The organism is Mycobacterium sp. NGS66 (assembly GCF_059812225.1).
In genome coordinates, this window is the sequence record NZ_JCALCG010000007.1 from 187,348 (window position 1) to 203,106 (window position 15,759).

Sequence of the window (15,759 nt, forward strand, 5' to 3'; positions counted from 1 at the left end):
AACGACCCACCCGCGGGAGAGTGAGCGCCGACTAATGCCTGACGGACCCACCACCGGCCCAGCACGCCCGTCCAGCGGGCTCGCCGAGGAGCTAGCCGACGCCGGATTCGAAAGGGCTCAGCAGGTGGCTCGGGGCGGCGCCGGGGTGATCTACCGCTGTTACGAGACGGCGCTCGGCCGAAACGTTGCGGTCAAGGTTCTGCCGTCGCACTTCGACGAGGAGAGCCGAGAGCGTTTTCTGCGTGAGGGCTATGCGATGGGCGGACTGTCCGGGCATCCGAACATCGTCCACATACTGCGCGTCGGGGTTACCCCGAGTGGCAAACCGTACATCGTGATGGCCTACTACCCCGCCGATTCGCTGGCGGTGCGGTTGCGCAATGAAGGTCCCCTGCCCTGGCCCGACGTTTTGCGCATCGGCGTGAAGCTTTGCGGCGCATTGGAGACCGCCCACAAGACCGGCACATTGCATCGCGATATCAAGCCTGCGAACGTACTCGTAAACGATTACGGCGAACCGCTATTGAGCGACTTCGGCATTGCGCACATCGAGGGCGGATACGAGACCGCGACCGGATTCTTTTCTGGCACAATCGATTACACTGCACCGGAGGTGATGACGGGTAATCCGGCAACGGTCGCCTCCGACCTTTACTCGCTGGGCGCAACCCTTTATGCGCTCATCGCGGGCGGTGCCGCGCATGAGCGCAAGGCCGGCGAAGATCTCATTGCGCAGTACCTGCGGATCAGCACCAGCCGGGTTCCAGACATGCGTCCGGAAGGCATTCCGGATGTGGTGTGCTCGGCGATCGAGAGAGCGATGTCGATCGATCCCGCCGGACGGCCGGCGTCTGCCGAGCAGTTCGGCCACGAGTTGCAGGCCGCGCAGCGCAGCTGCGGCTTCAAACCCGATTCGATGGCGATCACCAGCACCATGTCTGGTTCGAGCCACACCATCGTCACGCCGACAGGTGTCGTTCGAGCGCCCACCCAAGAGACCGGCGCGCAGACAGCAATGGAGTCGGCGACTTCCGCTGGGTCGAGCCGGCATGGGTCGACGCAACAAATGGCGGACCCGTTCGGCCCCGCGCCCTCCGTCCGACGGCCGCTCGCGCCGGACGCAGGACCTGCGGGTCGAGATGAGTTCTCGCAAGCGGCCAGCGTCCTGCGTGAGGGGCATAGTTCCCCACCGCCCCCTCCTGGCTCACCCCCGACCGGCGCCACTCACGTATTCCCGCCGCCCGCCGGGCCGACCGGCATCGCCTCTGGCCCGTCGGGCCCGCCAGCGCCGCCGCCTTCAGCGCCGCCAAGAGTCCCAACAGCGCCGGCACCGTCGGGTCCGGTCCCGCCGCGCGGCCGGAAATCGGGTCTGGCCGGGTGGTTCGCGGAACCGGGAAAGAAGCGGAATCGCATGGCGCTGGCCGTGGTGGCGGTCCTCGCGGCCATCCTGTTGGTCGTCGGCGGCGTCTATCTGCTGACCGGCAACAAGAACGACCACAAGGTCGCCAGTCAACCCAGTACCCAGGCCCCGGTCCAGTGGAAGCCGATCACGAATGCGCCCATCGCGCGCGACGGGGCAGCAACCACCGAGCTTGACGGCACGATCTGGGTCTTCGGCGGGGTTCGGAGCGACGGCAACCTGACCCCGTTGCACGAGGGCTACGACCCCGTCGTCGACACGTGGAAGACCGGCGCCGATCTACCGGTCGCGGTTCAGCATGCGATGGCCGTGAAGTACCAGGACAATCCGATCGTGCTCGGCGGCTGGAAGATCGAGAACGGCAAAAAGGTTGGCACGGACAAGGTTTGGCGTGTAGTCAACGGTCAATGGGTGGAGCAGCCGCATCTGTTGCAGCCGAGGGCGGCGGGCGCAGCGGCAACGGTGGGCGACCGCATCATCGTCACCGGCGGTGTGGACGCCAACGGCGCACTGCTGAACACCACCGAAATCTTCGACGGCACCGCCTGGACCCTCGGCCCTCCGATACCGACGCCGCGACAGATGCTGGCCGCAGCCACGGACGGAAAGCTGCTGTACGCGGTTGGCGGATCCAGCGGGAACGCCGACCTGACGACGGTCGAGGCGTATGACCCGGCTGCGAAATCCTGGGCGGCGTTGGCCGGGCTTCCGCAGCCGCGCAGTGACCTAGGTGTGGCATTCGCCGATGGGCGCTTGGTGGCCGTCGGCGGCGTGTCAAATGGAGAAGTCCTCAAAAGCGTTTCGGTACTGGATCTGATGACGAAGACCTGGGACGCCTTACCGGACCTGACCAGCCCGCGGCACGGCATGGCGGTCGATGCGGTGGACAAGTCCGTGTACGCGGTCGGCGGGTCGACCGCGGTCGGAGACGGTCAGTTGGTCGCGACGGCGGAGGTGCTGAACTTGCCGCCTCGCAAGATTCAGCCAGCGTCTCAGTGGCGCTCGCTGCCGGACGCCCCGACCGCCAGGCTGATGATGGCGTGGGCCGTGCTCAACGACAAGATCTGGGTCATTGGTGGCCTGCGCAATGGGGTCCCGTTGCAGACCGTCGAGAGCTTCGACCCGAAGACGGGAGTCTGGCAGCCCGGGCCGCCGTTGCCGATGCCGCTGCATCACGCCGCAGCGGCGACCTACCGCGGCGAGGTGGTGGTGGTGGGCGGCGAAACCGAAAAGAACATCGGCAACGGGACCAACAAGGTGCTCGCGCTGCGTGGCAACAACTGGGTGGAGTTGCCGAGCCTCAACCACTCTCGTGCGGCACCGGCAGCCGCCGTGGTCGGCGACAAGCTGGTGGCTGTGGGCGGGCAGAGCGCCAAGCAGCTGGTCAAGCAAACCGAGGTCTTCGACGGCAGTTCGTGGAAGGACGCCGCCGATATGCCGACACCGCGGGAACACCTGGCCGCAGTGTCGGACGGCACCTATGTCTACGCGATTGGTGGTCGGTTCCTGTCCGCCTCCAAGAACACCGCGGCGTTGGAGCGGTTCGACCCGGCGTCGGGGACCTGGACCAAGCTGGTGGGCATGCCGACCCCGCGCGGTAGCTACGGCGCCACATACATCGACGGCCGAATCGTGGTGGTCGGCGGGGAGGCACCCACTCAAGTGCTGAACGTGGTCGAGATGTACGACATCGCCGACAACAGGTGGAGCACGCTGACCCCGATGCCGACCTCGCGTCACGCGGAGGTGGTCGCGACGGTCGGCAACACGGTGTACGTCATCGGTGGTGCGAATCGACCGTCACACGAAGGCCCCATCGCAACGGTCGAAGCGTTGGACTTCATGTAGCAAGCCCAGCAAAGCCCGTTTTATTTATGTCGAATATGGGGATCCGGTAGAGACGGCTGCAGCCAGCAACCCACAAACCGTCCGTCTACGGAGCTCAAGATGCATACCAGCAATACCGTCTGGATCGTGGTTGCCGTTGTGGTGGCCATCTTGGTGATCGCCGCCCTGGCCTTCGCGGTCAGCAGGGCATCCAGAACCCGCCGGCAGCGGCAGGCCGAACAAATCCGCGAACAGGCCCGGCTCGAGACCGCCAAGCTCGAACGGCGCGAAGCGCTCGCCGAGGAAACAGCCGCCAAGGCGCGCGCCGCGCAGGCAGAGGCCGAGGTGAAGGCCGCCGAAGCCGCGAGGCTGCAGGAACGAGCGGCCAAACATCAAAGCGAAACCGCGGCGTCGCGGGAACAACTTGACGAGCAGTGGAACCGCGCGGACAGCATCGACCCAAAGGTCAAGAAGGACAGGCGGGAAGGCGCGGAGCCGTCGGTGCCGGGCCGCCACGAGGACCCCGGCGACGGGTCATTCGAATCGACGCCGGACGCGCACGACCATCGCACCCAATCCACCTGAGCTTGCGTGGGCGTAGGCGCTGTAGACGCTATTGCGAGCTTCCCCCTTGATATTTCGCAGTAGCGTCACCCTGGCACGGCATGACGTCGAACCTCTTGACGGCAGCCGCGAGCAATCTGTCGCTCGCGCGCGAACAGCAACCCATAGGTAAAGCCGTTCTCTCCGTTCGTCGTTCCCGCGGTTATCCCCAGCCCTCGAAGCATTTCGCGGGCGACCACGGTGTCCTGATGATCACCAAGCACAGTTTGGATGTGCTTGTAGTGCTTGACCGCTCGCTTCGCACTTTTGTCCAGCGGTTTGTATAGTTCGGCGGCGTAACGGGCGCGCTTCGCAGCTTTGCGGGCCCGGTGCAGCAGGGCGTCGTCGTCGGCCTGCAGTGCGGCGGCAAGCCGACGATCCGCCTTGCGCTGTGCACGTCGCGCCCTGTTTCGGAGGTCGTTGGCGGTGACGTCGCGGTTTACTGGCGGTTCAACGCGCAGCTGCCGCAAAGCGGACATGATGCGCACATAGCGCTCGGAGTCCATCGCCTCACTCACCCGACTGCGGGCCGGCAACTCGATGCCTTGCAGGTGGTTGCGGATCCGTGCCGGCACGGGGCCAAGAATCAGTTCGTCGGGCAGTTCGTCGAGCGCATCGGTGAGCCGACGTTGTTGCACCTGGCAATCGCGGACTTCGCCGAGTAGGCCCGCGTACCACTTCAGTTCGGTGTCGAGATCGTCAACGGCCGCGGTATCCAGTGCCTTGCCGAATACCCGCAGTGTGCTGCGCAACCGCCGGATCGCCACCCGCGTGTCGTGAATCGGGTCCTGGCCGCGACGCAGACCGAGGTCACCGGCCGTGATCTGGTCGATCTGGGTGTTCAGGTAGCCGGCAAGCGCTCGGGTGGCCTGCATGTCTGAGAGCATTGCCGATTCGGGGACCGCCAAACATTCGCCGCACGACGCCGCGAAAGTTCAAGCGGGCGGTAGCGTTACGCTCGCTAGCCACGCATTGTCGGCGAACTAAAGCCAGGTGTCCTGGGTGGTGGTGGTGAGGAAGGCTTCCAGATCGTCGCGCCACTGAGCCGGTGTCGTCTTGTCCGGCTCGATGCCGGTGTAGTCGCCGCGATAGAACAGCAGCGGACGCGGCTTGATCTTGGGCACTTCGGACAGCGACGTGACCGCGCCGAAGACGACGAAGTGATCGCCGCCGTCGTGCACGGAAGCCACCGTGCAGTCGATGTATGCCAGCGAGCCCTCGATGATCGGCGATCCCAACGGCGAAGGGCGCCAATCGATTCCGGCGAACTTGTCAGCTTCCTTGGACCCGAATCGCGCCGAGACGTCCTTCTGCTGCTCGGTCAGCACGTTGACGCAGAACCGTCCGCTGGCCTCGATGGCCTTCCAGGATCGCGAGACCTTGGTCGGACAGAACAACACCAGCGGCGGGTCGAGTGACAGCGCTGCAAATGACTGACAGGCAAAGCCGATCGGGACCTCGTCGTGCACAGTGGTGATGATCGTTATCCCGGTGCAGAACTGACCGAGCACGCTACGGAACGTGCGCGGATCGATCGGCTCGGCAGACATTTCCGGGGGCGAGGCTAGCCGCGCGCGCCGACGGTGAAGTCGTGACCCCACAGGCTCACGGCGGTGCTCTCCCGGGCGATCCAGTCGTCGTCCTCGACTTGTCTACCCTCGCAACCGAATTCGACGTCGAAGCCGCCGGGTGTCTTCATGTAGAACGACAGCATCAGGTCGTTGACGTGACGGCCCAGGGTTGCCGACATCGGCACCTTGCGGCGCAACGCCCGATCCAGGCACAGCCCCACATCGTCGGCGTTCTCCACCTCGACCATCAGGTGCACGATTCCGCTCGGTGTCGGCAGCGGCAGAAACGCCAGGCTGTGGTGGCGCGGGTTGCAGCCGAAGAAGCGCAGCCACGCCGGTGCGCCGTCGGCCGGCCGGCCCACCATCTGCGGGGGCATCCGCATCGAGTCACGCAGCTTGAACCCCAGCACATCCCGATAGAAGTGCAGCGCCTCGGCGTCGTCGCGGGTGGTCAGCACCACGTGGCCGAGGCCCTGCTCGCCGGTGACGAACTTGTGCCCGTAGGGGCTGACCACCCGGCGGTGCTCCAGGGCGGCCCCGTGAAACACCGCCAGCGGATTGCCCGACGGGTCGGCGAACAGGATCATCTCGTCCACACGCCGTTCGGCGAGCTCGGCGGCGGTGGCTTCCTTGTACGGCGTGCCCTCCACGTCGAGCCGGTTCCGGATCTCTTGCAGGCCTTCAGCATTCGCGCATTCCCAGCCGGCTTCCGCGAGCCGGTCCTGCTCACCGGGCACGATCACCAGCCGAGCCGGAAAGTCGTCCATCCGCAGATATAGAGCACCCTCGGTGGCGCCCTTGCCCTCGACCATGCCGAGAACTTTCAGGCCGTACTCGCGCCAGGCCGCCATGTCGGTGGCCTCGATGCGCAGCCAGCCCAGCGACCTAATGCTCATCGCGCACCTCCCAGGAAATCGATGGTGAGCTTGTTGAACTCGTCGAACTTCTCCACCTGCGCCCAGTGTCCACATTGCCCGAAGACGTGCAGCTGCGCACGCGGAATGGTCTTCAGCGCCACCAGCGCCCCGTCCAGTGGATTGACCCGATCCTCCCGGCCCCAGATCAGCAGCACCGGCTGGCGCAGTTTGTACACCTCGCGCCACATCATGCCGAGCTCGAAATCGGCTCCGCTGAAAGACATTCCCATCGCCCGGGTCGCGGTCAGCGATTCCGGCGTGCTGGCCAGCTCGAAGCGCTGGTCCACCAGCTCGGGGGTGATCAGCTTCTGGTCGTAGACCATGACCCGCAGGAACGCCTCCAAGTTCTCGCGGGTCGGTTCGACGGAGAACTTGCCCAGCCGCTTCACGCCCTCGGTGGGGTCGGGTGCAAACAGGTTGACGCTCAGCCCGCCCGGACCCATCAGCACCAGCCGCCCGGCCCGATCCGGATAGTCCAGCGCGAACCGCACCGCGGTGCCGCCGCCCAGTGAATTGCCCACCAGCGGAACGCGGCCCAGCTGCAACTGATCGAAGAGGCCCTTGAGCGCCCGTGCGGCGTACCGGTTGAACTGGCCGTGCTCGGCGCGCTTGTCGGAGTGGCCGTAGCCGGGCTGGTCGACGGCCAGCACATGGAAGTGACGCGCCAGCACCGCGATGTTGCGGGAGAAGTTCGTCCAGCTCGACGCGCCGGGACCACCGCCGTGCAGCAGGATGATCGTCTGATCGTTGCCGACGCCGGCTTCGTGGTAGTGCAGCTTCAGTGGTCCGTCGACGTCCACTTCGGCGAAGCGCGAGGTGGATTCGAACGTCAGGTCCTCTGTCGTCGCGGTCACGGGCATCAAACCATCGTGTCGCCGGGCGGCAGCCCGAACTCATGGTTGCCGAAGATGACGTAGGCCCGTTCCGGGTCGTTCGCGGCGTGCACCCGGCCGGCATGCGCATCGCGCCAGAAGCGTTGCACCGGTTGGTCATTGGCCAGCGCGGTGGCACCGGACGCCTCGAACAGCCGATCGATCGAAGCGATCGCGCGTCCGGTCGCACGCACCTGGTCGCGGCGAGCACGGGCGCGCAGCTCGAAGGGGATCTCCTTGCCGGCGGCCAGCAGCGCGTATTCGTCACCGACGTTCCCGATCAGCTGGCGCCACGCGGCGTCGATGTCGCTGGCCGCCTCGGCAATTCGCACCTTGGCGAACGGGTCGTCCTTCGCCTTCTCCCCGGCGAACGCTGCCCGCACCCGCTTGCCCTGGTGCTCGACATGGGCGTCGTAGGCGCCGTAGGCCATGCCCACGATAGGCGCCGAGATGGTGGTGGGATGCATTGTGCCCCAAGGCATCTTGTAGACAGGCGCGGTGTTGGTCCGATAGCCGCCGGCGGTGCCGTCGTTCATCGCCTTGTAGGACAAGAACCGGTGCCGCGGCACGAAGACATCCTTGACCACCAGCGTGTTGCTGCCGGTGCCGCGCAAACCGACGACATGCCACACGTCGTCGATGCGGTATTCGCTGCGCGGGATCAAGAAGCTGCCGAAGTCCACCGGGCGGCCATCTTTGATCACCGGGCCGCCCACGAACGTCCAGGAGGCGTGGTCGCAGCCGGACGACCAGTTCCATGACCCGTTGACCAGATATCCGCCGTCGACGACGACGCCCGCGCCCATGGGGGCGTAAGACGATGAGACGCGAGTCGTCGGGTCCTCGCCCCAGACCTCCTCCTGGGCTTGCTGGTCGAACAGCGCCAGATGCCAGTTGTGCACGCCGACGATCGAGCTGACCCAGCCGGTCGAGCCGCACGCGCTCGCGATACGCCGAACCGCCTCGTAAAACAGCGTCGGATCGCACTGCAGGCCCCCCCATTGCTCGGGCTGCAGCAGCGTGAAGAACCCGACCTCGTCGAGCTCCTGGACGGTCTCGTCGGGCAGCCGGCGCAGGTCCTCGGTGGCCTGGGCGCGCTCGCGGATCTTGGGAAGCAGATCATCGATGGCGGCCAACACCGACTGCGCGTCACGCTGTTGAATGGACGTCACTTACGTTTGCCTCCTGGGCCAGGACCTACCGAGTGGATTTATCCGAAAGACTAGAACACGTTCCGATTTGTGTCGAGCAGGGTATTCCTGCGGCTGGTAGCGATACCAATCGGGTTTTCTGTAACATGTTCTAGTTATCCGTGACGCGCGGCGCGCGGCGCGTGGCGATCGCAAGAGCGGCGCAGCCGGTCGCGGCGGGTCGCCACATAGTGACACAGAGAGGATGGGCGTTGACCGGCGCGATTCCCGACGAGCCTCTCGGCGACCACGTCCTCGAACTGCAGATCGAAGAAGTCGTCGCTGAGACTGACGAGGCGCGGTCGCTGGTGTTCTCGGTGCCGGACGGCCCGAATGACCCGGGCATTCCGGCGGAGCGGCTGCGCTACGCGCCGGGGCAGTTCCTCACGCTGCGCATCCCCAGCGACCGCACCGGCTCGGTGGCGCGCTGCTACTCGCTGTGCAGCTCACCCTTCACCGACGACGCGCTGACCGTCACCGTCAAACGAACCGCCGACGGGTATGCGTCGAACTGGCTGTGCGACAACGCCCACAAGGGCATGCGGATCCACGTCCTGGCGCCGTCGGGCAACTTCGTGCCCAAAACGCTCGACGACGACTTCCTGCTGCTGGCCGCGGGCAGCGGCATCACCCCGATCATGGCGATCTGCAAGTCTGCGCTGTCCGAAGGCGGTGGCCAGGTGGCGCTGGTGTACGCCAACCGCGACGACCGCTCGGTCATCTTCCGCGATGCGCTGCGCGAACTGGCCGGCAAATATCCCGACCGGCTCACCGTGGTGCACTGGCTGGAATCGCTGCAGGGGCTGCCGAGCGCGACCGCGCTGGCCAAGCTGGCCGCCCCCTTCACCGGCCGGCCCGCGTACATCTGCGGTCCCGGCCCGTTCATGCAGGCGTCCAGGGAGGCGCTTGAGGCACTGGATGTGCCGGCCGAGCAAGTACACATCGAAGTGTTCAAGTCGCTGGATTCCGACCCGTTTGCGGCGGTCAAGATCGAAGACGCCGGCGACGAGGCCCCGGCGACCGCCGTGGTGCAACTTGACGGGGAGACACACACCGTCTCGTGGCCGCGGCACGCCAAGCTGCTCGACGTGTTGCTGGCCGCTGGTCTCGACGCGCCGTTCTCCTGCCGGGAAGGTCACTGTGGCGCCTGCGCGTGCACCCTGCGCGGGGGCAAGGTGGCCATGGAAGTCAACGACGTACTGGAGCAGCAGGACCTCGACGACGGGCTGATATTGGCCTGTCAGTCGCACCCGGAAACCGATTCGGTGGAAGTGACCTACGACGAATAGTCGCAAGCGTTAAGTTCTCCTTGAGGTCGGCGTTGGGGAAGGGAAGCGGGATGAAGCGGCTGATGATGGGCTTCGCTGTCGTCGGACTGATGTTCCCGTTCGTTCCGTCCGGAGCCGCTCACGCGGCGAGCAACACCGCCACCACCCTGTTCCCGCTGGACGGGCCCAATCAGTTGGAGACGCGCGCCTTCCTCAATTGTAGGAAGCCGAGCGGTAGCTGCGACTTCACCGTCGGCGCCGACATGCTGACTCCCGACGGCGTGACCGGCTTCCCGTCCGGCCTCTGGGCCCGCCAGACCACCGAGATCCGCTCGTCGAACCGCCTGGCCTACCTGGACGCACATGCGAACGGTCAATACGAACGCGTCCACAAGGCGATGGGAAGCGACGAGATCACCACCATCTACTTCGGCGAGGGACCCCCGGACAAGTACCAGACCACCGGCCGTATCGACTCCACGGATTGGTCCACCGGCCAGCCCAAGACCGACATCAACGTCTTCGTCTGCACCCACATCCAGGTGGTCTACCCCGGGGTCAACATCACCTCGCCCAGCACCTGCGCGCAGGCGAATTTCTCCTAAGTCAGGGCTCTAAGCGGTGTGGTCCGCGGAACAAGAATGTCGCATCCCGGATCGACGGCAGTCCGAGCAATAGCATCAGCACACGGTTCAATCCCATTCCGAAACCACCATGCGGCGGTGTCCCGAATCGAAAGATATCGAGATAACTGCGCATGGATTCCGGGTCCAAACCCTTCTCCACCGCCTGGTGCACCAACACGTCGTACCGGTGCTCACGCTGAGCGCCCGTGGTGATTTCCAGCCCCTTCCACACCAGGTCGAAACTCGCGGTGACATTCGGTTTCGGCCGCATGTGGTAGAACGGGCGCACTGAGGTCGGGTATTCGGTGAGATAGACGAACTCGCTGCCGAATTCTTGTCGCACGTATTCCGCGATCATCCGTTCGCCTGCGGGATCCAGGTCAGCCTTGTCAATCGGCTCCCACCCGCGATTCAGCAGAATCCGCCGAGCTTCTTCTAGCGGAATTCTCGGGAACGGCAGCGCCGGTACAACGACATCCACACCATAGGCGTCATGAATCTGTTGCCCGCAGCGTTCTCGCACCACTTCGAGCATGTGCCGCAGCATCGACTCTTTGAATTGCATCACGTCTTCGACATCGTCAATCCAGGCCATCTCAATGTCGACGCCGGTGAACTCGGTCGCGTGCCGCGACGTGAAGGAGGGCTCAGCGCGAAATACCGGACCCATTTCGAAAACCTTGTCGAAACCGGACGCGATAGCCGTCTGCTTGTAAAACTGCGGCGATTGAGCCAGGTACGCGGGACGACCAAAATAGTCCAGCTGAAACACCTCGGCCCCGGACTCGGATGCCGTCCCCATCAGCTTCGGGGTGTGCAGCTCGACGAATCCCTCTCGGCTGACGAAGGCACGCAACGCCATCTCGACAGCTGTGGATACGTCGAACACAAATCGCCGCTGCGGGTGTAGTCGAAGATCAAGGAATCGCCAATCCTGCCGTACGTCGGGACCAGACTCCGGCCCGATTGGAAGCGCAGCCTCAGCACGTGCCAGGACTTCAACTTGGCTCGGAAGCAGCTCAATTCCGCCGAGTTTCACGATTTCGTTGCGCAGCACCACGCCGGTAATGGCGACCGCTGAAGCGGCAGTCAGGCGCTCGAGTTGCCGCTCGATCTCGTCATCCGCACCACCCCTGCGGTGGGTCACTTGAACCGCGCCCGAAGCGTCGCTGACGATGACGAATTGCATTTTCCGCTGCAGCCGCAGGGCGCTGACATAACCACAGACTCGGACGGTCTCGCCGATTCGCGAGTGGAGATCTTCGATTTTCGCGCGGCGCACGGGTCAATCCGACCACGCAGAATGCCTAACGCGGAAGACCGAGCAGCCGCTCGGCGGCGACGGTGAGCAGGATTTGCTCGGTGCCGCCGGCGATCGTGAGGCAACGCGTGTTCAGGAAGTCGTGTACCGCGCGGTTTTCCACGAGGCCGCCGCCCTCTGACACGTCCATCGTGTATTCGGCCAGCGCCTGGCGATAGCGCACGCCGATGAGCTTGCGCACGCTGGACTGCGCACCCGGATCCTGCCCACCGAGCGCCAGCTGGGCGATCCGCTGGTCGAGCAGTGCGCCGGTGGCGGCGGTGGCGATCAGCCGTCCCAGCCGGTCTTGGTCGGCAACGTCGAGGTCCAGCTCGGCCAGCACCTCGAGCAGCTCTTCCATCGGGTTGCCCAGCGCAGTACCGGTGGCCATCGCGATGCGTTCGTTCGCGAGCGTGGTGCGGGCCAACCGCCAGCCGTCGTTCACCGCGCCCACCACCATCTCGTCGGGAACGAACACGTTGTCCAGGAAGACCTCGTTGAACAGCGAGTCGCCGGTGATTTCGCGCAGCGGCCGGATTTCGATTCCGGGCGATTTCATGTCCACCAGGAAGTAGGTGATGCCCTTGTGCTTTGCGGCGTCCGGGTCGGTTCGCGCCAGGCAGACGCCCCACCGCGCCTTGTGCGCCGCCGAAGTCCACACCTTCTGCCCGGTAAGCAGCCAGCCACCCTCGGCGCGCACTGCTTTGGTACGCAGCGACGCCAGATCTGAACCGGCTCCCGGTTCGGAAAACAGTTGGCACCAAAGGAATTCACCGCGCAGGGTGGCGGGCACGAAGCGCTCGATCTGCTCGGGCGTGCCGTGCTCGAGGATGGTCGGCGCCGCCCACCAACCGATCACCAAGTCGGGACGCACGACGCCGGCCGCCGCCAGCTCCTGATCGATCAGCAGTTGCTCGGCCGGCGAAGCGTCGCGCCCGTAGGGTGCCGGCCAGTGCGGTGCCAGCAGGCCCGAATCGGCCAGCGCCACTTGGCGCTGCTCTTCGGGCAGCGCGGCCACCTCGGCAACGGCGGCGGCGATCTGCGGGCGCAGGCGTTCCACCTCCGACAAATCGATGCCGAGGCGACGCCGGACTCCGTCCTGGGTCAGTGCGGCGACGCGACGCAGCCAGCGCTCGGCGCCACCAAGGAAGCGCCCGATGCTGTGCGCCCGTCGCAGGTACAAATGTGCGTCGTGCTCCCAAGTGCAGCCGATACCGCCGAGCACCTGGATGCAGTCTTTGACGTTGGCCTTCGCGGCGGGGATGCAGATGCTGGCAGCCAGCGCCGCGGCGATCGCGAACTGGCTTTCGTCGGATTCACCGGCGGCCCGAGCGGCGTCGGCGGCGGCCACCTCGGCCTGCTCGGCCCGGCACAGCATTTCCGCACACAGGTGCTTGACCGCCTGGAAGCTACCGATCGGCTTGCCGAACTGCTCCCGCACCTTGGCGTAGGCGACCGCGGTGTCCAGCGCCCAGCGGGTCACGCCGGCCGCCTCGGCGGCCAGGACCATCGCAGCCAGGTCCCTTACCGGCTGCTGACCGAGCAACGACACCTCGGCCGAGGTCAGCACCACCCGGGCCAGCGGCCGGGAAAAGTCGGCGGCGCGCAGCGGTTCGATGGACACCCCGTCGCCGATGGTGTCGACCAGCAGCCAGTTCTCGTCGGCCGGCACCAGCAGGACTCCGCCGGGCACGGCGCCGATCACAACCGGCAGTGTGCCCGACGCCCGTGAGGTCTCGCTGTCGAACCGCACATCGCCCTCGAGTGCCAGGCCGGCGACGCGCTCGCCAGACGCCAGCGCAGCGCGGACGTCGGGATCGGCCGCCACCAATGTGGCCAGCGCAGTGGTCGCGACCGGTCCGGGCACCAGCGCCTTGGCCGCCTCCTCGACCATCGCGCAGAGGTCTTCGACGCTGCCGCCGGCCCCGCCGTGCTCCTCGGGCACGGCGACCCCGAACAAGCCCAGTTCGGCCAGCCCCGCGTAAACGGGGCGCCAAGCGTCGGTGTTGCCCTGCTCGGTTGCCCGGATGGCCTGGCTCGAGCCCGAGTTACGGGACCAATCGCGCACCAACTCACGGGCGGCAGACTGTTCGTCGACGACGGGCGCTACCACGTGTGAGTCCTCCGGATGGTGTTCGAGGTGGGCGATCCGCCCCCACTTCCAAATTGTCCGACTCCTCTTCGGCTTCCCCCGCAAGCCGCATCGTCGTCAGACTAGAACGTGTTCTAATAGTGCCAGTAGTCGAGCGTCAAGTCGAACTGCATCGCAGCAGGACACATGGTTGTGTCGGTGTCCGGGAGGTGGGAAATTCACACACGAAATGCGTATCGTTTGCGAACGGACCGCCGGAAAAAGGAGCAACCCCTCAGATGTCGCCAACGAACACAAACCCGGGTCGCGCCGCCGCCCAGGCGGACGATGCGCAGCCCCGCGAGGTGACGAACGTGGCGGTATTGGCTGAGTCCGAGCTCGGTTCGGAGGCGCAGCGGGAGCGTCGCAAGCGCATCCTGGACGCGACCATGGCAATCGCTTCCAAAGGCGGCTATGAGGCGGTGCAGATGCGTGCCGTCGCGGACCGGGCTGATGTCGCCGTCGGGACGCTGTACCGGTATTTCCCGTCGAAGGTGCATCTGCTGGTGTCGGCGCTGGGGCGGGAATTCAGCCGGATCGACGCCAAGACCGACCGTTCGGCCGTTGCCGGTAGCACCCCGTTTCAGCGACTGAAGTTCATGGTGGACAAGCTCAACCGCGCGATGCAGCGCAATCCCCTGCTCACCGAGGCGATGACTCGCGCCTACGTGTTCGCCGACGCCTCCGCGGCAAGCGAGGTTGACCATGTCGAGAAACTCATCGACAGCATGTTCGCGCGCGCGATGGCCGACGGCGAGCCGACCGAGCACCAGTACCAAGTCGCCCGCGTGATTTCAGATGTATGGACCAACAACCTGCTGGCTTGGCTGACCCGGCGAGCGTCGGCCACCGACGTCAGCAAGCGGCTCGACCTTGCCGTGCGGCTGCTGATCGGTGACAGCGACGGTTCCCGCAGCTGACTCTGCGCCGCGCACCCGAACGGCTAGGCGGGCGGACCGGCCGTGCGCCCCCGAACGAGCTCGGTGGGCAACAGCTCGACCACCGGCAGGCCGGAACGCGGTGGCTGGTGCACCAATTCCCCCGCGCGGCGCCCTTTCTGCAAGCTCGGCTGCGAAACGGTGGTCAGCCCCCGGCTGATCGCCTCCGGCACGCCGTCGAATCCGGTGACGGTAAGCTCCCCGGGCACGTAAATGCCATGTGCCCGTAGGTAATCCATGGCCGATAGCGCCAGTATGTCCGCGGTGCACATCAGCGCGGTGATGCGTGGGTTGACGTCCAGCGCGACCTGAGCGGCGGCGCCGCCGGAGGTGGGCAGGTGATCGTAGCTCTCCACGACCGTGAGCGAATCCCGGTCGATCCCGTGGGCCGTCATTGCCTCCCAAACGCCGATGATGCGCTCGCGCTGCACATCGAACGTCGGGGATTGCAGCCGTTCGGCGTCCACCAGGCCCTGGCGGCGGTCCCGGCCCAGTCGCATCGTCAAGAGGCCAATCTCGCGATGGCCCAATCCCATTACGTAGCCGGCGATTTCGCGCATCGCCGCCCGGTCGTCGATGCCCACCCGCGACACTGCCTGCACGCCGATCGGCTGGTCGACCACCACAACGGGCAGCCGCCGTTGCAGCACCACCTGCAGATAGGGGTCGTCGTCGCAGACCGAATACACTACGAAGCCGTCCACCCCGGCAGCAAGCACGGCGGCGGTTCCGTCGGCGACGCTGCGGCTCGGTCCGACCGCTACCAGCAGCAGCCCCCGCCCCAGTTCTTCGCACGATTGCGCCACTCCCGCAACGAAATCCCGCGCCGCGGGGTCGCTGAAGGAGTACGTCAGCGCTTCGGTCAACACCAGCCCGATAGCGCCGGCTTTGCGGGTGCGCAACGATCGCGCCACCGGATCTGGTCCGGCGTAACCCAGCCGCTTGGCTGTCGCCAGTACCCGCTCCCGGAGTTCGGGTGAAAGCTGATCCGGTCTGTTGAACGCGTTCGAGATGGTGGTCCGCGAGACGTTCAGCTCGGCCGCCACGGATGCCAGAGTCGCACGCCGACGCGGGGTGGGACTCACGATCGGTCACG

At 65.9% G+C, this 15,759-nt stretch carries 13 protein-coding genes; 5 read left to right on the plus strand and 8 right to left on the minus strand.

Annotated features, from left to right (window positions below):
* Positions 1-34: 34 nt before the first annotated feature.
* Both AC5Y2L_RS15625 and AC5Y2L_RS15630 read left to right on the plus strand, forming a co-directional pair.
* Positions 35-3,268: a Kelch repeat-containing protein gene (locus AC5Y2L_RS15625; protein ID WP_499944116.1), complete on the plus strand. Its 3,234-nt coding sequence runs from the start codon at positions 35-37 to the stop codon at positions 3,266-3,268.
* 99 nt (positions 3,269-3,367) lie between these two features.
* A complete protein-coding gene (locus AC5Y2L_RS15630) occupies positions 3,368-3,832 on the plus strand; it encodes a hypothetical protein (RefSeq protein ID WP_499935314.1) in 465 nt (154 codons plus the stop codon).
* 65 nt (positions 3,833-3,897) lie between these two features.
* Here AC5Y2L_RS15630 and AC5Y2L_RS15635 read toward each other — a convergent pair whose 3' ends face one another.
* The 5 genes from AC5Y2L_RS15635 to hsaA form a co-directional block, all read right to left on the minus strand.
* Entirely contained in the window at positions 3,898-4,725 is an 828-nt protein-coding gene (locus AC5Y2L_RS15635; protein WP_499935316.1) for a CHAD domain-containing protein, read from the minus strand.
* A 108-nt stretch (positions 4,726-4,833) separates the two neighbouring features.
* Complete coding sequence (gene hsaB, locus AC5Y2L_RS15640; protein ID WP_499935318.1) at positions 4,834-5,400, minus strand: 3-hydroxy-9,10-secoandrosta-1,3,5(10)-triene-9,17-dione monooxygenase reductase subunit; 567 nt, start codon at positions 5,398-5,400, stop codon at positions 4,834-4,836.
* A 14-nt stretch (positions 5,401-5,414) separates the two neighbouring features.
* On the minus strand, positions 5,415-6,317 hold the full coding sequence (hsaC, locus tag AC5Y2L_RS15645) for an iron-dependent extradiol dioxygenase HsaC (protein ID WP_499935320.1): 903 nt from the start codon (positions 6,315-6,317) through the stop codon (positions 5,415-5,417).
* Entirely contained in the window at positions 6,314-7,198 is an 885-nt protein-coding gene (gene hsaD / locus AC5Y2L_RS15650) for a 4,5:9,10-diseco-3-hydroxy-5,9,17-trioxoandrosta-1(10),2-diene-4-oate hydrolase (RefSeq protein ID WP_499935321.1), read from the minus strand. The genes hsaC and hsaD overlap by 4 nt, the downstream gene beginning before the upstream one ends.
* A complete protein-coding gene (gene hsaA, locus AC5Y2L_RS15655) occupies positions 7,198-8,382 on the minus strand; it encodes a 3-hydroxy-9,10-secoandrosta-1,3,5(10)-triene-9,17-dione monooxygenase oxygenase subunit (protein ID WP_499935322.1) in 1,185 nt (394 codons plus the stop codon). The genes hsaD and hsaA overlap by 1 nt, the downstream gene beginning before the upstream one ends.
* Before the next feature lie 230 nt (positions 8,383-8,612).
* Here hsaA and AC5Y2L_RS15660 point away from each other — a divergent pair, with 230 nt between their 5' ends.
* Positions 8,613-9,689 (plus strand): 2Fe-2S iron-sulfur cluster-binding protein, encoded by a 1,077-nt coding sequence (locus tag AC5Y2L_RS15660; protein WP_499935323.1) that lies wholly within the window; start codon positions 8,613-8,615, stop codon positions 9,687-9,689.
* 50 nt (positions 9,690-9,739) lie between these two features.
* Positions 9,740-10,273 (plus strand): hypothetical protein, encoded by a 534-nt coding sequence (locus AC5Y2L_RS15665; RefSeq protein WP_499935325.1) that lies wholly within the window; start codon positions 9,740-9,742, stop codon positions 10,271-10,273.
* A 1-nt stretch (position 10,274) separates the two neighbouring features.
* On the opposite strand, the gene aspS is transcribed toward AC5Y2L_RS15665, so the two are convergent.
* Together aspS and AC5Y2L_RS15675 are read right to left on the minus strand one after the other, a co-directional pair.
* The gene (gene aspS / locus AC5Y2L_RS15670; protein ID WP_499935327.1) at positions 10,275-11,576 is read right to left on the minus strand and encodes an aspartate--tRNA(Asn) ligase; all 1,302 of its coding nucleotides are present in this window, start codon (positions 11,574-11,576) and stop codon (positions 10,275-10,277) included.
* 25 nt (positions 11,577-11,601) lie between these two features.
* Positions 11,602-13,707, minus strand: coding sequence for an acyl-CoA dehydrogenase family protein (locus AC5Y2L_RS15675; protein ID WP_499935329.1), 2,106 nt, complete (start codon positions 13,705-13,707; stop codon positions 11,602-11,604).
* 332 nt (positions 13,708-14,039) lie between these two features.
* On the opposite strand from AC5Y2L_RS15675, the gene kstR reads away from it, so the two are divergent.
* On the plus strand, positions 14,040-14,645 hold the full coding sequence (kstR, locus tag AC5Y2L_RS15680; RefSeq protein WP_499935460.1) for a cholesterol catabolism transcriptional regulator KstR: 606 nt from the start codon (positions 14,040-14,042) through the stop codon (positions 14,643-14,645).
* A 23-nt stretch (positions 14,646-14,668) separates the two neighbouring features.
* On the opposite strand, the gene AC5Y2L_RS15685 is transcribed toward kstR, so the two are convergent.
* Positions 14,669-15,748 carry an Rv3575c family transcriptional regulator gene (locus tag AC5Y2L_RS15685; protein ID WP_499935331.1) on the minus strand — a complete coding sequence of 360 codons (1,080 nt, stop codon included), beginning with the start codon at positions 15,746-15,748 and terminating at the stop codon, positions 14,669-14,671.
* Positions 15,749-15,759: the final 11 nt, after the last annotated feature.